The sequence below is a fragment of the Thiomonas sp. UBA7699 genome (assembly GCF_002482605.1).
Lineage (GTDB): Bacteria > Pseudomonadota > Gammaproteobacteria > Burkholderiales > Burkholderiaceae_C > Thiomonas > Thiomonas arsenitoxydans.
Window position 1 is genome coordinate 62949 of sequence record NZ_DLGH01000010.1, and the last position, 17712, is coordinate 80660.

The 17712-nt window shown below is 64.5% G+C and carries 17 protein-coding genes and 2 pseudogenes; 9 read left to right on the top strand and 10 right to left on the bottom strand.

Features of this window, described 5'->3' with window-relative positions; translation table 11 throughout:
* Nucleotides 1–128: 128 nt before the first annotated feature.
* The 3 genes and pseudogenes from B3H47_RS15315 to radA all read left to right on the top strand — a co-directional run.
* Nucleotides 129–221, top strand: a pseudogene (locus B3H47_RS15315) (hypothetical protein); the annotation flags it as partial.
* A gap of 168 nt (nt 222–389) precedes the next feature.
* Nucleotides 390–626, top strand: a pseudogene (locus B3H47_RS15320) (AAA family ATPase); the annotation flags it as partial.
* A 3-nt stretch (nt 627–629) separates the two neighbouring features.
* Nucleotides 630–1766, top strand: coding sequence for a DNA repair protein RadA (radA, locus tag B3H47_RS15295; protein WP_414718224.1), 1137 nt, complete (start codon nt 630–632; stop codon nt 1764–1766).
* A gap of 45 nt (nt 1767–1811) precedes the next feature.
* Here the strand turns inward: radA and B3H47_RS04365 are convergent, their stop codons facing one another.
* From B3H47_RS04365 to B3H47_RS04375, 3 genes are all read right to left on the bottom strand, one after another.
* The gene (locus tag B3H47_RS04365) at nt 1812–2186 is read right to left on the bottom strand and encodes a hypothetical protein (protein WP_276708719.1); all 375 of its coding nucleotides are present in this window, start codon (nt 2184–2186) and stop codon (nt 1812–1814) included.
* 106 nt (nt 2187–2292) lie between these two features.
* On the bottom strand, nt 2293–2928 hold the full coding sequence (locus B3H47_RS04370; protein ID WP_276708718.1) for a hemerythrin domain-containing protein: 636 nt from the start codon (nt 2926–2928) through the stop codon (nt 2293–2295).
* A gap of 10 nt (nt 2929–2938) precedes the next feature.
* On the bottom strand, nt 2939–4810 hold the full coding sequence (locus B3H47_RS04375; RefSeq protein WP_276708717.1) for an ABC transporter ATP-binding protein/permease: 1872 nt from the start codon (nt 4808–4810) through the stop codon (nt 2939–2941).
* Between the two features lie 182 nt (nt 4811–4992).
* Here B3H47_RS04375 and B3H47_RS04380 point away from each other — a divergent pair, with 182 nt between their 5' ends.
* The 3 genes from B3H47_RS04380 (at nt 4993) to B3H47_RS04390 (ending at nt 7335) form a co-directional block, all read left to right on the top strand.
* A complete protein-coding gene (locus B3H47_RS04380; RefSeq protein ID WP_286986195.1) occupies nt 4993–5268 on the top strand; it encodes an acyl-CoA-binding protein in 276 nt (91 codons plus the stop codon).
* A gap of 197 nt (nt 5269–5465) precedes the next feature.
* Complete coding sequence (locus tag B3H47_RS04385) at nt 5466–6872, top strand: cytochrome c1 protein (RefSeq protein WP_276708376.1); 1407 nt, start codon at nt 5466–5468, stop codon at nt 6870–6872.
* Nucleotides 6873–7059: 187 nt separating this feature from the next.
* Nucleotides 7060–7335, top strand: coding sequence for a hypothetical protein (locus tag B3H47_RS04390; RefSeq protein ID WP_276708374.1), 276 nt, complete (start codon nt 7060–7062; stop codon nt 7333–7335).
* Nucleotides 7336–7348: 13 nt separating this feature from the next.
* Here the strand turns inward: B3H47_RS04390 and B3H47_RS04395 are convergent, their stop codons facing one another.
* From B3H47_RS04395 to B3H47_RS04410, 4 genes are all read right to left on the bottom strand, one after another.
* Nucleotides 7349–8635 (bottom strand): TRAP transporter large permease, encoded by a 1287-nt coding sequence (locus B3H47_RS04395; RefSeq protein ID WP_156054419.1) that lies wholly within the window; start codon nt 8633–8635, stop codon nt 7349–7351.
* Nucleotides 8632–9255, bottom strand: a complete 624-nt coding sequence (locus B3H47_RS04400; protein WP_276708373.1) for a TRAP transporter small permease — start codon at nt 9253–9255, stop codon at nt 8632–8634. Before B3H47_RS04400 ends, B3H47_RS04395 begins: the two co-directional genes overlap by 4 nt.
* Nucleotides 9256–9347: 92 nt before the next feature.
* Complete coding sequence (locus tag B3H47_RS04405; RefSeq protein ID WP_276708371.1) at nt 9348–10364, bottom strand: TRAP transporter substrate-binding protein; 1017 nt, start codon at nt 10362–10364, stop codon at nt 9348–9350.
* Nucleotides 10365–10549: 185 nt separating this feature from the next.
* The gene (locus B3H47_RS04410) at nt 10550–10810 is read right to left on the bottom strand and encodes a DUF3149 domain-containing protein (RefSeq protein WP_231836365.1); all 261 of its coding nucleotides are present in this window, start codon (nt 10808–10810) and stop codon (nt 10550–10552) included.
* Nucleotides 10811–10861: 51 nt separating this feature from the next.
* Between B3H47_RS04410 and B3H47_RS04415 the strand changes: the two genes are divergently transcribed.
* Complete coding sequence (locus tag B3H47_RS04415; protein ID WP_286986196.1) at nt 10862–11656, top strand: 5'-methylthioadenosine/adenosylhomocysteine nucleosidase; 795 nt, start codon at nt 10862–10864, stop codon at nt 11654–11656.
* On the opposite strand, the gene B3H47_RS04420 is transcribed toward B3H47_RS04415, so the two are convergent.
* The 3 genes from B3H47_RS04420 to B3H47_RS04430 are packed head-to-tail and all read right to left on the bottom strand — an operon-like array spanning nt 11622 to nt 15541.
* On the bottom strand, nt 11622–12380 hold the full coding sequence (locus B3H47_RS04420; RefSeq protein ID WP_276708369.1) for a glycerophosphodiester phosphodiesterase family protein: 759 nt from the start codon (nt 12378–12380) through the stop codon (nt 11622–11624). The two genes, B3H47_RS04415 and B3H47_RS04420, sit on opposite strands and share 35 nt — an antisense overlap.
* A gap of 59 nt (nt 12381–12439) precedes the next feature.
* On the bottom strand, nt 12440–14971 hold the full coding sequence (locus tag B3H47_RS04425) for a DNA topoisomerase III (RefSeq protein WP_276708367.1): 2532 nt from the start codon (nt 14969–14971) through the stop codon (nt 12440–12442).
* Nucleotides 14972–14989: 18 nt separating this feature from the next.
* Entirely contained in the window at nt 14990–15541 is a 552-nt protein-coding gene (locus B3H47_RS04430) for a TlpA disulfide reductase family protein (protein ID WP_276708364.1), read from the bottom strand.
* Between the two features lie 147 nt (nt 15542–15688).
* Between B3H47_RS04430 and B3H47_RS04435 the strand changes: the two genes are divergently transcribed.
* Both B3H47_RS04435 and B3H47_RS04440 read left to right on the top strand, forming a co-directional pair.
* Complete coding sequence (locus tag B3H47_RS04435) at nt 15689–16186, top strand: SET domain-containing protein (RefSeq protein ID WP_013122333.1); 498 nt, start codon at nt 15689–15691, stop codon at nt 16184–16186.
* A gap of 136 nt (nt 16187–16322) precedes the next feature.
* Complete coding sequence (locus tag B3H47_RS04440) at nt 16323–17660, top strand: biotin--[acetyl-CoA-carboxylase] ligase (RefSeq protein ID WP_276708359.1); 1338 nt, start codon at nt 16323–16325, stop codon at nt 17658–17660.
* Nucleotides 17661–17712: the final 52 nt, after the last annotated feature.

The following is a 17712-nucleotide window of genomic DNA, read 5'->3' on the forward strand; positions in this document are numbered from 1 at the left end:
GGCCAGAAACTCTTGGGACGGCCCGGCGAGTTTCTGAGCCCACCCCGAAAACCTTCGCTACGCTCGGTTCTCCCCTCAAGGGGCCAGAAACTCTTGGGACGGCCCGGCGAGTTTCTGTGACTACACCTATGGCCAAACCCCAAACTGTTTATATCTGCTCCGAGTGCGGCGGCAAGTCCGCCAAGTGGCAGGGCCAGTGCCCGCACTGCCAGGCCTGGAATACCTTGGTGGAAACGGCAGAGCGCAACGTCGATGCCGCCCGCCCCGGCGCACGGCACGGCGCCGCGGCAGCGCAGTTCGCCGGGCGCGGCGGCCTCACCGCGGCGAGCGGCCCGGTGCTGCTCACCGAGGTGCAGGCCGAGCGCCACGCGCACCGAAGCAGCGGCATCGACGAACTCGACCGCGTGCTCGGCGGCGGACTGGTGCCCGGCGGCGTCCTGCTGCTCGGCGGCGATCCGGGCATCGGCAAGTCCACCCTGCTGCTGCAAGTGCTCGCCAATCTGTCCGCCGAACTGCCGGTGCTCTATATCAGCGGCGAGGAGTCCGCCGCGCAGGTGGCGCTGCGCGCCCAGCGCCTGGGGCTGAAAGACGCGCCGGTGCGGCTGATGGCCGAAACGCAGCTGGAGGTCATGCTCGACGAGTTAGCACGCGGCCCCGGCGCCGGGCCGTCCCAAGGCGGGCGTTTCCCCCTCCCAACCTCCCCCACCGAGCGGGGGAGGAGCAATCACTCCCTCCCCACGGGTGGGGAGGGTCGGGGTGGGGATGCCCCCCTCGGGGGGCAGCGAGCGAACGCGAGCGTGGGGGCCGACCCCGCCGCAGGGCCGCCCCAAGGCGGGGTCCGCCCCCTCGGGGGGCAGCGAGCGAATGCGAGCGTGGGGGCCTATTCCATCGCAGTGATCGACTCCATCCAGACGGTTTACACCGAGGCGCTGTCGTCGGCGCCGGGGTCGGTGTCGCAGGTGCGCGAATGCGCGGCGCAGCTCACCCGCGCGGCCAAGGCCAGCGGCATCACCCTGGTGCTGGTCGGCCATGTCACCAAGGAAGGCGCGCTCGCCGGCCCACGCGTGCTGGAGCACATGGTCGATACCGTGCTGTATTTCGAGGGCGACACGCAGTCGCGCTTCCGGCTGATCCGTGCCATCAAGAACCGCTTCGGCGCGGTGAATGAACTGGGCGTGTTCGCCATGACCGAGCATGGCCTCAAAGGCGTGTCCAACCCCTCGGCCATCTTCCTCTCCACCCACGCCGAGCCGGTTCCAGGCACCTGCGTGCTGGCCACGCTGGAGGGCACCCGCCCGCTGTTGGTGGAAGTGCAAGCGCTGGTGGACAACGCCGCCGCGCCCAGCCCGCGTCGCCTGTCCGTGGGGCTGGACGCGGCGCGGCTGGCCATGCTGCTGGCCGTGCTGCATCGCCATGCGGGAGTCGCCAGCGGCGATCAAGACGTGTTCGTCAACGCGGTGGGCGGCGTGCGCATCACCGAGCCCGCGGCCGATCTGGCCGTGCTGCTGGCCATTCAGAGTTCGCTGCGCAACCGCCCGCTACCGCGCGGTCTGCTGGCCTTCGGTGAAGTCGGCCTGGCGGGTGAAATCCGCCCCGCCCCGCGCGGGCAAGAGCGCCTGCGCGAAGCCGCCAAACTCGGCTTCTCCGCTGCCATCATTCCGGCTGCCAATGCCCCCAAGGGCGCGGGAAAACAGTTCGAAGGGCTGGAGTTGCACCCGGTGTCGCGCATCGAAGAAGCGCTGGACGTGGTGCGCGGGCTGGGGTGACGCATCAACCCCGCGCCGCATCACGGGTGCGCATCCCTTGGAGGATCAGCGCCGTTCCCAGCGGCCGCCCTGACCGTGCCAACCGCCGCCTTGCTGCACCCAGCGATGCGGCACCCAACGGTAGCCAGGGCGTGGCGCGTGCCAGTAGCCCCGGTTCCACACGTAGCGACCGTTTGCCCAGCCCCAATAGCCGGTGATCCACACCGCTCCGGGGTAGGGCGCCACGCCGACCGCCTCGTACTGCGGGGCGGGAGGCGGCACACTGACCACGTCATATGCGGGCGCACCGTAGCCATATTGCGGCGGCACGGGCGCCACCACGCAACCGCCCAGCCCCAGCGCGGCAACAGCAGGCAAGATCAGAGCCGCGAGGCGACGCTTCGGGGTGTTGAGTGCAGCGGGAATGAGCGGTTGAGACATGGCGATGACCTCGTGTGTCGTGGGAGCAGGTTCTGAAGTAACGCGCAGCGCTGCGAAACCGCGACAGACGATCACGCCTTTCTCACACCAATAGCGTGAACAGACCCTAATCCGGCGGCCAGCGCACTCCACGGCGAGCAGCCATGTCCTGGCCCATCGCCGAGATTTGGGCGGGGTTCATGCGCGCTTGCGCGGCCGGAAAAATCTGCGTGTTTTCGATGGCAATATGCGCGGCGTGCAGAGCGCTGAAGCGTTGCGCCGCATCGGTGATGGGCGCCGACGCGGGCAGGGCCTGCGCGGCTTTCACTTGCAGCAGCCAGTCGCGCAACTCGGCCCAGAGCACGGCAAGCGTGCGGTGATCGCTTTCAAGCGTTTCCAGCACCGCGTCGTCGCCGTCCCACTCTTCCGCCGAAACGCGCAGCAGCGGAAACACATGCAGTTCCTCGTCTTCATGGTGCAGCGGCGCGGCTACATCGAAGTAGCGCAGCACTTTGCCGGCCGCCTGCTGCGCCTGCTGCGCCTGTGCGTCCGTGCCTTCTTGTGCGCCCCCAGGGTCGGCACGCCGCCCCGCCCCCCGTTGGGAACAAGGAAACTTGGGGCGGCCTTGCGTTTCCTTGAGCGCCACATGATCGATCAGCCGCAGCAGCAGAGCGTCCATGCGGGTGATGCGGGCATGGCAGCCGCGCAGCAGCTCGAAGGGCTGGTCAAACCCGGCGGCGGACAGATCGTCAGAAAGCAGCATCACCGCCGCATCACGATGCGAAGGCTGGCGCACCCGGTGCACCCTCGTCGCCCAGCGCTGCCTTTTGCGCCCGCTCGGCATCGCGTCTTTCCATGCGCGCCGGGCCTTCGCCAGAAGGGTCGGCCACGACCGCGTAAATCTGCGCATGAAATCCGATCACGCCCACACGGTGCGCCACACTGACCAGCGTGGCGTCGGGCAGACGCTGCTGCAAAAGCGCGTACATGGCGCGTTCGGTCGGCGCGTCGAGCGCGCTGGTGGCCTCGTCCATGAACAGCCAGTCCGGGGCGATGAGCAGGGCGCGGGCCACGGCCAGGCGCTGTTGCTCGCCGGGCGAGAGGCGTTGCATCCAGGTATCGGTCTGCTCCAGCGCGGCTTCCAGATAAGGCACGCGGGCGAGTTGCAGCGCCTCGCTGATTTGCGCGGCACTGAAGTCTTCCGGGCTTTGCGGATAGGTGAGCGCCTGTTTGAGCGTGCCCAGCGGCAGATACGGCTTTTGCGGCAGGAACAGGGTGCGGCCCGAGGGCGCGTGCGCGTGCGCGGTGTTGAGCGCGTAGGGCCAGATGCCGGCGAGCCAGCGCACCAGCGTGCTCTTGCCGCTGCCCGACGGCCCGGTGAACAGGGTGTGCTGGCCGCGGCTGATGTGCTCACCCGCGCATTGCAGCAGCGGCCGTCCGTCGGGAGAGAGCAGCAGCAGATCGCCCAGCGCCACCGACTCGCGCGCGCTGCGCAGCGGCACCACACCGGCCGAAGCGATCGCAGCGCTTGATGACCGGTCTGAGGGCAGACCTGCGGAAGCGGGCGCCGTGGGCGTAGGCGGATGACTCTGCGCGTTTTGCATGGCCTCGACAAAGGTCTGCAGACGCTCGACGGTGGCTCGCCAGTCGGCAATGCTGGTGTACGCGCCGATGAACCAGGACAGCGCGCCCTGCACCTGACCGAAGGCCTGCGCCGTCTGCGTCAGGCCGCCGAGTTGAATCTGCCCGGCAAAGTAACGCGGCGCGGCCACCAGGATGGGGAAGATGATGGCGAGCTGGCCGTAAAACGCGCTGTACCAGGTGAACAGCTTCTGCCGCTTCATGATGCCCCACCAGTTGCTCCACACATTGGCGAACCGGTCGCGGTGCCCGGCCAATTCGCGCTGCTCGCCGTTGTAGAGCGCAATGCCTTCGTCGTGCTCGCGGGTACGCGCCAGGCCGAAGCGGAAATCCGCCTCGTAGCGCTGCTGGTAGAAGTTGAGCCGAATCAGCGGCTTGCCCACCCAATGCGCCAGCACGCTGCCCACACCGGCATAGAGAATGGCGACCCACACCATGTAACCGGGAATGGTGATGCCGAACAGGGTGACCGCGCCCGACAGCATCCACAACATGACCAGAAAAGAAAACAGCGTGACCAGCGAGGAGACGAAGCCGAAAAACAGATTGAGGCTGCCGTTGATGAAACCGCCGATATCGTCGGCGATCCGCTGGTCCGGGTTGTCGGTGTTGCCCTGCCGCAGCGACATGCGGTAATGCGTGCCGCCAGAGAGCCAGTCCTTGAGAAACACCTCGGTCATCCAGCGACGCCAGTTGATCTGCAGCATCTGCAAAAAGTACTGTGAATACACCGCCAGCGCGATGTAGAGAAAGGCGTAGCCAGTGAAATACAGCAGCAGTTGCTTGAACGCGCCGAAATTCTTCGCCTGCAGCGCATTAAAAAAATCACCGTTCCACTGCGTGAGCTTCACATTCACCCAAACCAGCGCCAGATTCATCGCCAGCACCAGCAAAAGCAGACCCCAGCCCTTTTTTTTCTCTTCCGAAACCAAGTACGGTTTGGCGAGCGAATAGAAATGTCTGAGGGCGAAGCGATACGACTGTGGAGAGGCTTGAGGTGGCATGAGGCAAACGGCTCCCGAAAACGCGAAAACTGCGGCATTGTGCCTGTGACGGCGCGGCCGTTGTCACAGTACGGACATGCCCTCAGCTGTCGCAGCCTAACGACGCCGCCTGAGGATCGGCTTAAGACCGCCGCCCACCCGGGCCGTATGATGCCCATTCTCGAACGACCGTGCTTTTTCTCATGACCGACACCCCCATTTCCGCCGAACTTCAGACCGCCTTCGACGCTGCCGTCGCCCATTCCAAGACCCTCACCACCCGCCCCGACAACCAAACCCTGCTGCAACTCTACGGCCTGTACAAACAAGGCAGCGCGGGCGACGTTTCGGGCGAACGCCCCGGATTGACCGATTTCGTCGCCCGCGCCAAATGGGATGCCTGGGCCGCACGCAAAGGCATGCCCCGCGCTGAGGCCATGCAGGCCTATATCGATCAGATCAACGCCCTGTCCACCTGAGCGCCCCAGGGCCGGGCTGCGCTGACCCTTCTGAGGCGCTCAGGCGTTGCATCTGATTACATTCAAGTATTTAGATGTCGTTGACTTGAATCAAGCTCGCGGAACACAGGACGCCCAGAATGCAGACATGACAAAACCCCTTCAGCGTTGTGCGCCAATTTGTCGCAGTCGCCGCAAGGAAAAACATGGAGGTCGTCATGTCTCTCATCCCTTGTTCACAAAACGTTTTTTTCCGCCAGTTCTTCACCCGACAGCGTGAGTCTGCGCGCCGACTGAAATACAGCCTCGCAGCGTTGACCGGCTTGATCGGCTGCTTGGCGTGGGCGCCCAATGCGCAAGCCGTGCCCGCCTTTGCCCGCCAGACCGGGCAGGACTGCATCGCCTGTCACGTCGGCGGCTTCGGCCCGCAGCTCACGCCTTTTGGCCGGGCGTTCAAGCTCGACGGCTACACCCTGAGCGACGGAAAAAAACACATTCCGCTGTCGGCCATGCTGGTGGCTTCTTACACCCACCAGGCGCAGAGCTATGGCAACAACAACTACATGGGCCCGCCGCCCGCAGGATTCAGCGCCAACGACAACTTCACCGCGCTGCAGCAGGCCTCCATTTTTCTGGCGGGTCGCATTACCGACCACGTGGGCATGCTGGGGCAGGCCACCTATTCCGACCCAGGTTCGCAAAACCTGGCCTGGGACAACACCGAGCTGCGCTACGCCCACTCCTACACACTCGGCTCCGCCAGCGGCCTGTTCGGCATGAGTCTGAACAACAACCCCACTCTGTCGGACGTGTGGAACACCACGCCCGCTTGGCAATACAGCTATATGGCGCCGCCATTCGGCAACAGCGGTCCGCCGGTATCCCCCGTCATTTACAACCTGGGGCAAAGTGTCGTGGGCGCCACGGCGTACACGATGATTGACAACAGCTGGTATGCGGAGGCTGGGGCCTATCACAACCTTTCGACTTACTGGGCCAACGCATTGCATGCGGGCAACGCCTCCCTGCAAGGCGAAGCGCCCTACTGGCGGCTGTGGTACTCCAAAACCGTCGGCCCCCATGTATTCGAGGCTGGCCTGCTGGGATTTGACGCCCGCATCAACACCAGCGGTCTACCCGGACTGCCCACAGACGACTATCACGACATCGGACTGGATGCGACCTATCAATTCCTCAATGGCGGCCCGAACATCATCACCGCAAACGCCATTTATATGCACGAACGCCAGAACCTGAACCAAGCGCTGTTGCAAGGCAACGCGAGTAACGGCAGCAACACGCTGAACTCGGCCAATCTGAACGTGGCCTACTGGCGTGACAATACTTACGGGGCAACGCTCGGGCTGTTTCAAACCACTGGCTCCTCCGATGCCGTGGTTTATGCCAACTCGCGCACCAACAGCCCGAATACCAACGGCGCCATTTTTGAAATCGACTGGAATCCGTTCGGCAAGAGCTGGGTCAACCCCGAGAAAAATCTGCGGATCGGTTTGCAGTACACGCTGTACAACAAATATCTCGGGGCCAAAACCAATTTTGACGGCGCCGGCACCAATGCACGGGATATGAATACCCTCTACCTCTATCTGTGGACGGCGATCTGATCGGCGAAGTGGTCAGGCGCAAAGCCGATGCGCTCCGCGAGCAGTGGGGCGCATCTCAGTTTGATCGCAGCCGGGCCGCTCGACGGCCCCACCTCGTTATCACTTGTCACGATTTCATCATCTGATCCAGCGCAGAACGTCCTATGCTTTTCGCATTGATCATTCGGCTTACGCAAGGAGGTTTTCCATGACAAACGCCAACACATTCATCTATTTCGCCCAAGCCTTCCACCACGGCGAGGCCGAGCAGCACAGTTATGTCGTGGCCGTCGGTGAGCGCGAAGTCGTCGAGGCGCTGGCCAAGGCGGAGCACGCGCGGCTGCGAGGGGCTTATGGCGTGGCCATTTACCGCACTCTGCCAAATGGCGCCACGCAAGACAACTTCCGCCTGGTCGGCTACCTCTCGTCCGACATGGGCGAGAAATGGACTTGCAGTCAGCCCGACGAAACTCAGGCGGCCTGAGCCGCGCTGAGGTTCACTGCACCATGCCCAGCCAGCGCGGAAACGCCAGGCTGATTGCCGGGATGTAGGTCACCAGGCCCAGAAACACCAGCATGGTCAGCAGCCAAGGCCACACCGCGATGGTGAGTTCGGTGATGCCCATCTTGGCGATGCCGCTGGCGACATAAAGGTTGAGGCCCACCGGCGGGTGGCACATGCCCACTTCCATATTCACCACCATGATGATGCCGAAGTGGATCGGGTCGATGCCCAGTTGCATGGCCACGGGAAACAGAATGGGCGCGAGAATCAGCACGATACTCGACGGCTCCATCACATTGCCGGCCACCAGCAGCAGCACATTCACCAGCAGCAGGAAGGCAATCGGCCCCAGGCCCGCGCCCAGCAGCCACTGCGCCATGTTTTGCGGAATGTGCTCCGAGGTCATCAGGAACGAGAACAGCACCGCGTTGGTGATGATGTAGAGCAGCATGGCGCTCATATTGGCCGAAGCCAGCAGCACCCGCGGCACATCGCTGAGCTTGAGATCCTTGTAGACGAACACGGCGATGATGAAGGCGTACACCGCGCTCATCGCCGCCGCCTCGGTGGGGGTGAACATGCCGCTGTAAATGCCGCCCAGCACGATGAGGATGAGCATCAGCCCCCAGAAACTCTCGCGCAGCGCCTTACCGCGCTGCGCCCACGTCGCCCGAGGCTGACGCGGGTACTTGCCTCGCCAGGCGCGCCACCAGGTGGTCACGCCCAGCATGGTGGCCAGCATGATGCCGGGTACCACCCCGGCCATGAATAGCGCGCCCACCGACGAATTGGTGGAAACTGAATACAGCACCATTACGATCGACGGCGGAATGAGAATGCCCAGCGCGCCCGAGGTGGTGATGACCCCGGCGCCGAAGCGCGGCGGAAATCCGGCCTTGACCATGGCCGGCATGAGGATGGAGCCGATGGCCACCACAGTGGCCGGGCTGGACCCCGACACCGCGGCGAACAGCGCGCAAGCCAGCACGCCGGCCAGCCCCAGCCCGCCGGCCCAATGCCCGATGAGGCTGCTGGCGAAGGTGATCATGCGGCGCGCCACGCCACCGTGGGTCAGAAAGTTGCCGGCCAGAATGAAGAACGGAATCGCCATGATCTCGAAGTTCTCGATCCCGGTGAACAGCTTGAGCGCCACGGCCTGGATGGGTACATCGGTCATGGTGAACAAGAAGGTGAGCACCGTCAGCCCGAGGGCGATGGAAATGGGCATGCCCGTGAGCATCAGGGCGAGCAGCAGGGCGAAAATGATCAGCGCGCTCATTTCGCACCTCCCATCTGCGGCACCGGATGAATGTTGTCCGCCCCGGGCGCAATCTCCATCGGCTCATCCAGCCCTTCCACCGCGCCTGGATCGTGGTGCGGCAATTGCCCGTCGCGGTTGAAGCGCCAGGCGACCTGCAAAAAGCGGTAGCACATCAACGACGATCCGAGCGGAATCGCCAGGTACACCCACCACATCGGCACTTCGAGATCGGGCGAAGTCTGGACGGTATGGCCGACATGCCAGACAAAGTTCGCGCCCATGACCGCAACCGTGCCTGTGAACAGCGCTCCGGCCAGCAGACCGAACAGAATGACGGGTTTTTGTTTTTCCGGCGCAAGGCGGTTGACCAACACGTCCACGCCCACATGGATGCCGGTGCGCACGCCATACGCCGCGCCGAACTTGGCCATCCACACAAACATATAGATGCAGAGTTCCTGCGCCCAGCTCAAGTTGAGCGACAACAGCCAGTCCTGCAAGCCCGGAATGGCAAAGCCCGCCATATAGCGATGCACGACGGCAACAAAAATGAGCAAGGTCGCCGCCGCCATCAGAATGGCGATCAGCGTTTCTTCCAACCGGTCGAGCACGCGGTTGAACAGGGCAAGAGCAGACATGGGAGGGTCCGATCAGGAAGGGGGTTGACGGGCCAGAACGACAAAAGCCCATGCCGACTGGGCACGGGCTTCGCACATCGATTCTGAACGACTCAGAGCTTGGCGGGATCGAAACCGGTCGCCTTGAACACAGAGTCCATCAGCGCCTTGGGCACGCGCGACTCGGCCTGCTTGTAAACCGGCACCATCGCCTTTTTCCAAGCCAGACGCTCGGCCGGAGTGAGGGCGATGACCTCGCACTTGCCCGACTTACGCACCGCTTCAGTGGCATCGTCGTTGTCCTTCTTCGCCACCTTGTTGGCGAAATCGGTAGCTTCGACCATGGCCTGGTCGAGCGTCTTGCGAATGTCGGCCGGCAAGCCCTCCCAGAACTTCTGGTTGACGATGACTGCGTAACCCAGATAGCCGTGCTGGGTCTGCGTCATGGCCTTCTGCACTTCATAGAACTTCTGGGTGTAGAAGTTGGAGGGCGGATTCTCGGTGCCGTCCACCACCCCGGTCTGCAGCGCCTGATACACCTCGGAGAACGCCAGCACTTGCGGAATGGCGCCGATGACGCGCATTTCCATCTCAAGAATCTTGCTCGACTGGATGCGCATCTTCAGGCCCTTGGCGTCTGCGGGATTGCGCAGCGGCTTGTTGGCGCTCATGTCCTTGAAGCCGTTGTCCCAATAGGCCAAACCGAGAATGCCCTTGGATTCGAGCTTTTTCAGCAGCCCGGCGCCGATGGGGCCTTGCGTGATCTTGTGCAGGGCGGTGTAGTCGTCGAAGATGTAGGGCAGGTCGAACAATTCGAATTCCTTGGCCCCCAGCGGTCCGAACTTGGCCAGCGAAGGTGCAAGCATCTGCACAGAACCGAGCTGCAGCGCCTCCATTTCCTCCTTGTCTTTATAGAGCTGGCTGTTGGGATAGACCTCCACCTTCACCCGGCCCTTGGTGCGCTCTTCCGCCAATTTTTTGAAGTATTCGGCGGCCTGCCCTTTGGGGGTGTTGGGCGCAACCACATGGCTGAACTTGATGACGATGGGCTGTTGCGCCCGCACCAAGGGGCTCAGACCCAAACCGGCTGCGGCCAACCCCAGACCAATGACTGCTTGACGACGCTGCATGGCGATCTCCGTTGATTTGTTGTGTTGTGAAATGAATAGTATTTTTTTGTAACCGGCGAGAGCATACGTCAACCCGCGGCTGAAGCGCGCAGGGTTAGCCCGGAGGATCAGCCAGCCGAAGGGGTTGCCGAGGGATTCGCCGAAGGGGTCGCCGAATAGGCAGCGTCAGCCAAAACCAGACGCTCTTAGCCGCGGCCGTTGTTGACTGGCGGCTTGTTTGCGCCTTTGCGCAGTTCACGCGCATGCTCGTCGGCGCTCTGCTGAATTTTGCGGCTGAAAAACCAGATAAAAAATACGCCGATGCCCAGCATGAAAATGCTGCCAATCAAGCTGAACAGACCATAATCGGTGCCGAGCAATCCTTGCCAAGCAGATCCCATGATGTCTTTCTCCCTGTTGTTGACGATGCGTGAGAATAAATCCGTACACAGTTTACGGTTTGACACAGAGCAAACAGCGTTCGGCCTGACCCGGCTAAGCCGCATCGGGCGCAAGCGATGAACGCGGCGCGTTTCGGCATCGTCAGCGCCATTGCGCAGGAGCAACAGGGTTTGCTGGAATGTTTGCAGCAGCCGCGCGGTGTGCGTCACGGCAGCCGCGACTACACCCTGGGCACGCTGTGGGGCAGCGAAGTGGTGCTGGTGCTGTGCGGCATCGGTAAAGTGGCGGCGGCCGCCACGACCACCAGCCTGATTGTCGAATTCGGCTGCGACGCGCTGCTGTTCACCGGCGTGGCTGGCGGCCTGGGAGACGGCGTGGCAGTGGGCGATCTGGTGATTGCCGACACGCTGCTGCAGCACGACCTCGATGCCCGACCGCTCTATCCGCAATACGAAGTGCCCGACACGGGGTTGACGCACTTCGCCGCGAACCGCGCGCTCACCGACCGCCTGCACGCCGCTGCGCAGCGGCTTTTGTCACCGCAGGCCGAGCCCTTGATTGATGCCCAGACCCGCCAGGCCTTCGGGCTGCACGCCCCGTGCGTGCATCGCGGGCTGATTGTCAGCGGTGACCGCTTTATCTCCACCCGCGCCGACAGCGACGCGCTGCGCCACGCGCTGCCCGACGCGCTAGCGGTAGAGATGGAGGGTGCCGCAGTGGCGCAGGTCTGCCGCGATTACGACGTGCCTTTCGCGCTGGTGCGCACCATTTCCGACCGCGCCGACGACACCGCCCACATCGACTTCGGCCGCTTCATCCACGCCGTGGCCAGCCAGTACAGCCGGGCGTTGCTATCTGAGCTTTGGCACGCCGGACTTACAAACGAGAAGGCAGATCCAGGCGGTCGGTAAACAGACCGTCCAGTCCGTCAGCCAGCAGCGCTCTCGCCTGATTGGCGTCATTCACCGTATAGGCGCGCAGCTTCAGTCCGCGCGCATGCACCGCCGCCACGACCGCAGGCGTCACCTGTTGCCAATCGGTATGCAGCCCCTCGGCGCCCAGCGCCACGGCCTGCGCCAGCGCCTGATCGTCGTAGGTTTCCACCAAATAGGCCAGCGGCACATCGGCCTGCCGGGCGTCGAGCGCCGCGCGGGCCGCCTGCAGCGCGGCGAGCGAAAAGGAGGACAGCAAGGGCCGCGGAGCTGAGGGCTGATCGGCCAGCCACTGCACCACGCGGCGCGCCACGGCCTCGCCGGTTTGTGCATCCTGCTCGGGGTTGGGCTTGATTTCCAGGTTCAGCCAGACCGCATGGCGCGCGGCGAAGTCGAGCACCTGAACGAGCGAGGCCGGAGGCTCGCCCTTGAAGGTCGCGCTGTGCCAGCTTCCGGCATCCACCAGTTGCAGGTTTTCCCAGCGCCAGGGCGCCGCCGGGCCGCGCGCGTCGGTGGTGCGGTCGAGCGTGTCGTCGTGCAGCAGCCACAGCACGCCGTCGGCACTGAGTTTCACATCGCATTCAAACGCGCGAAAACCGGCCTTGAAGCCGACTTCAAAAGCGGCCAGCGTGTTCTCGGGCGCGGCATCGCCCCCGCCGCGGTGCGCGAACCAGCGCAGATCAAATGGAATTCGAATCGTCATGATGGTGAGCGGCGTTGATCATCCCGTGCATCTTGCGCTTGCAGCATGACGCCCTGTTGTCACGCCGTTGCCTTTTTGGCGGCCGCTTTTTTCGCTGGCGCCTTGGCCGGGCGCGGCTCGAACTCGAAGCCGATTTTGCCACCCGTTTGTTTCACCAGAAACGCCTTGAACTTGCGCTTGGTGCGCGCCGAGACGAAGCCGTCGAGCAGATCGGTGCGGCCGGTCTGAAGCAGTTTGCGCATCTGCTCGGGCTCGATGGGCTGCTGCAAAATGATCTTGCCGCTGCGGAAGTCGCAGCTCGGCGCCGGGCCCACGCTCTTTTCGCAGACATAGCTGCTGCCCGCTTCATACACCGCGCTGCCGCATTTGGGGCAGGCGCCCAGCGGCTGTTGCGAACTGAAGTCGGGCGCTTCGCCCCCATCGCTGCCGGGCGCGCTGTCACCGAAGTCGAATTCGAGTTTCCACTGCCCTTTGCCGTCTTCCTGCGCCAGCTTGAGTTCGGCGGCGAACGGGCGGCCCATCTTGCTGCGAAAACCGGTGAGCGGGCCGAGGTGCTTGTCGCGCAGCAGCTGCTCCACTTCGGCCAGCTCGAAGCTGCGTCCGCCCGGATGTTTGCCGATGGAAAAATCGCACTGCGTGCAGGCGTAGCGGTGGTAGTTCTCCTTGACCACGCCGCCGCAGTTCGGGCAGGGCGTTTGCAGCGTGGCGTAGTCGCCGGGCACGGTGTCGCGGTCGAATTCCTTGGCGCGGCGCACGATGGTTTCGGTCATGCCGGCAATGTCGCGCATGAAGGCTTCGCGCGAGAGCTGGCCGCGCTCCATTTGCGCCAGCTTGTGCTCCCAGCCGCCGGTGAGTTCGGGCTTGGTGAGTTCTTCCACCTGCAGTCCCCGCAGCAGGGTCATGAGCTGGAAGGCCTTGGCGGTGGGGATCAGCTCACGGCCCTCGCGCACCATATACGCCTCGGCCAGCAAGCCTTCGATGGTGGCCGCGCGCGTGGCCGGCGTGCCCAGCCCTTTGCCCGACATGGCCTCGGCGAGTTCTTCGTCTTCCACCATCTTGCCCGCGTTTTCCATCGCGCCCAGCAAGGTCGCTTCGGAGTAGCGCGCGGGCGGGCGGGTCTTGAGGGCTTTGAGTTCCACGGTCTCGGCCTGCACCGCGTCGCCCTCTTTCACGGCGGGCAGGTTGTCATCTGCGCCCTGCTCTTCCTTGCCGTAGATTTCCAGCCAGCCGGGTTTGACCAGAATCTTGCCCTCGGTCTTGAACTGATGCGCGCCCACGGTGCTGATGCGCGTGGTCACCAGAGATTCCGCCGCCGGGAAGAACACCGCGAGAAAGCGCCGCGCCACCAGGTCGTAAATCTTGGCCTCGGCCTCGGTGAGTGCGCCGGGCGTCTGCGTGGTGGGGATGATGGCGAAGTGATCCGACACCTTGGCGTTGTCGAACACGCGCTTGCTCGGGCGGATGTAGTCGGCCTCCAGCGCGCGGCGTGCGTGCGGCGCGATGGCCCCGCCCGCCTCGGCCAGCGCCTGCGCGGTCTGCCGCGCCACGGCGAGATAGTCTTCGGGCAGATGGCGCGAGTCGGTTCGCGGATAGGTCAGCGCCTTGTGCTTTTCGTACAGCGCCTGCGCCAAGCCGAGCGTGGTCTTGGCGGAAAAGCCAAAGCGCCCGTTGGCCTCGCGCTGCAAAGAGGTGAGGTCGAACAGCGCGGGCGAGAGCTGGGTGGACGGCTTGGATTCGTCGCGCACCGTGGCGGGCTGTCCGTTGCAGGCGGCGACGATGGCTTCAGCGCGCGCCTTGTCCCACAGCCGGTCGGCGCGGACGTCTGCATCTTCCCCTCGCTTGAACGCCGGATCGAACCACTTGCCCGCATACGCCCCGGCGGGCGCGCCAAACTGCGCGTGCACCTCGAAGTATTCGCGGGCAATGTGCTTGCGGATCTGCTCCTCGCGCGTCACCACGATGGACAGCGTGGGCGTCTGCACCCGGCCCACCGGCGTGAGGAAAAAGCCGCCGTCCTTCGAATTGAACGCGGTCATCGCCCGCGTGCCGTTGATGCCCACCAGCCAGTCGGCCTCGCTGCGGCTGCGCGCGGCATCGGCCAGCGGCCGCATGTCGGCATCGGCGCGCAGACGCTCGAACCCTTCGCGGATGGCCTGCGGCGTCATCGACTGCAGCCACAGCCGCTTCACCGGCTTGTCCAGCGCCTTCTTGCCCTCGGCGTATTGCAGGATGAGGCGGAAAATCAGCTCGCCCTCGCGCCCCGCGTCGCAGGCGTTCACCAGCGCGGTCACATCCTTGCGCTTGAGTTGTTTGACCACCGCCGCCAGTCGGCTCTTGGTCTTTTCGATCGGGTTCAGATCGAAGTGCGGCGGAATGACCGGCAGATGGGCGAAGCTCCATTTGCCGCGCTTGACCTCGAAGTCGTCCGGCGCCTTGATTTCCACCAGATGGCCGACCGCCGACGTCACGACATACTGCTCGTTCTCGAAATACTCATCATGTTTGTCGAACTTGCCCGACTGCGGCGTCAGCGCGCGCACGATGTCTTGTGCCACGCTGGGCTTTTCGGCGATGACCAGGGTTTTACTCATAGGACGGAATGGATGCGATCAAAGAAATTTGGCGATGCCCGCGATGTCTTCGGCGAACAGCTCGCCCGAATCGGCCATCTTCACCCGGCCGTCGCGGCCAATGACAATGGTGACCGGCAGACCCGCGGGTTTGGGAAGCACCTTGGCCAGCGCGGGCGACAGCCACGCCACCGGAAAGGTGTAGTTCTTGCTCTTGAGAAACGGCGCAATATCGGCCGCCTTCTTGTCGATGGACAGGGCCAGCACTTCCAGCCCGCGGCTGTGCTCCTTCTTGTATAGCGCCTCGACATGCGGCATCTGCCGCGCGCAGAACGGGCACCAGGTAGCCCAGTATTCCAGCACGATGACCTTGCCCGCCCAGTCCTTGGTGTGCAGCGTCTTGCCGCCCAGCAACTCCACCGTGGGCGGCAGCGTAAACACGCTGCCCTCCTTCGGCAAGGGCACGGCCTTCTTGTCTTTTTTCTCCAGCGCGCTGGCCTGCTCGGCCACGTTTTGCGCCCAGGCGGGCACGGCCACAGCGCCGAGCGCGGCGGCAAACCCTTTCAACTGAGTACGACGAGATTGATCCATGATGACGGCTCCCTAGAATGCCTCGATTTCGACCATAACGAGAACGATCACGGACGGTTTGTCTCCTCCACCTCTCGCGTTCTCTTTTTTTACTTTACCGAGTTTCTTCGCCGCCGCGCATTCCCACCCGTCTCGCCCTGACCACCGATGCCCAAAAGCCGCCCCGCCTCCGCCGTTGCTCCCTCCGGCGGCCCCTACACCCAGGTGCAAGATTCTCCCATCCACGGACGCGGGGTGTTTGCCCGCCGCCCCATCCATGCGGGGCAGCGCCTGCTGGAATACAAGGGCGAGCGCATCGACTGGCCCGAAGCCCTGCGCCGCCACCCGCGCGACCCGGCCCAGCCCAATCACACCTTCTACTTCTCGCTGGGCGACGACACCGTGATCGACGGCGGCGTGCAAGGCAACAGCGCCCGCTGGATCAACCACTCCTGCGCCCCCAACTGCGAGGCACAGCAAGTCGGCAGCCGCGTGTTCATCGACGCCCTGCGCGACATCGCCCCCGGCGAAGAGCTGTTCTTCGACTACGCCCTCGAACTCGACGCCCGCTACACCGCCAAACTCAAGCGCGACTACGCCTGCCGCTGCGGCGCCCCCAACTGCCGCGGCACCCTGCTCGCGCCCAAGAGGCGCAAAGGCAAATGAGCAAAGACCCATCCCCCTCCCGGCCTCCCCCACGCTGTGGGGGAGGTGAGAACTGCGCTGCGCGGGCTGTAGGCCGCCCCTCCCGGCCTCCCCCACAAGTGGAGGAGGTGAGAACAGCGCTTCGCGCCTACTTCGGATGCCCCTCCCGGCCTCCCGCACCGCGCGGAGGAGGGGTGTTTGCTCCCTCTCCACTTGTAGGGAGGGCTGGGGAGGGGTGCTGGTTGTGATCCATCCCCTCACCCTCCGCGCCCGCCAATTACAGCGCGACATGACCGACGCGGAACGCCTGCTTTGGAGCCGCGTGCGCAATGGGCAATTGGGCAGCAAATTTCGCCGCCAAGTGCCCATTGGCCCCTACATCGCCGACTTCACCTGCGCTGCTGCCCGCCTGGTTGTGGAACTCGACGGCGGACAGCACAACGAATGCCCCCACGATGCGCTACGCGATGCGTTTTTTCGGCAAAGAGGCTATGAGGTTTTGCGCTTCTGGAATAACGATGTGTTGGTCAATATCGCGGGCGTGTTGCTGACGATTCAATCTGCGGTTGAACAACGCGCAGGCCAATCTCCCCCTCCCAACCTCCCCCAGCAAGTGGGGGAGGAGAAATGCGCGTTCACTCCCTCTCCACTTGTGGGGAGGGTTGGGCAGGGGAGAGCGGCCACCTCCGACCCCCTTACCCCGCTGCGCGCCCAGCTTGCCATTAGCCACCCCGCCTGCACCGTGCGCTGGACCCCCCGCACCGGCTCGACCAATGCCGATCTGCTGGCCGAGGCGCGAGCCTGGCGGCTTGATGGCCCGACGCTGCTCGCCACCGGCCAGCAAACCGCGGGCCGTGGGCGCCAGGGCCGCCCCTGGGCCGACGATGCGCAAAGCAGCGTGCTGTGCTCGCTGGCCTGGCCCGATCCGCGCAAGCGTGAACCCGGCCCGCTGAGTCTGGCCGTGGGCGTCTGGCTGGCGCAGGCGCTGCACGCGCTCGGCGCTGCGCAAGTGCGCCTGAAGTGGCCCAACGATCTGCTCCTGCCCGCGGCGGACGCCCCCAACGGCTGGCGCAAGCTCGGCGGCATTCTGGTGGAAATGGCCGACACGCCGCAGGCGCGCTGGGCCGTCATCGGCTTCGGCCTCAACCTGCGCGCCCCGGCCGATCTGCCGCAGGCGACGGGACTGAACGTCGCCGGGCTCGATCTCTCGCGGGAGCAGGTACTCGCCGCCCTCGCCCCCGGGCTGCTCGACGGCCTGCAGCAAGGCCCGCGTGGCGTGAGCGAAGCGCTCGCCCATTGGAACGCGCTGCACGCCTGGAGCGGCCAGACGGTTGCGGTGCTCGATCATGGGCAAACGCTGTTTTCCGGCGCCGCGCTGGGCATAGCCGCCGATGGCGCGCTGCGCGTGAGCACGCCCGAGGGCGAACGCCGCGTGCTCAGCGCCGACGTGTCGCTGCGCCTGCGCGCCGCAGGTATGGCGGACGCGGCAAAATGACGGGGCCGAACGCCCTCCATAACGTCCTCCCGAACGCCCTGAATCCCACTGA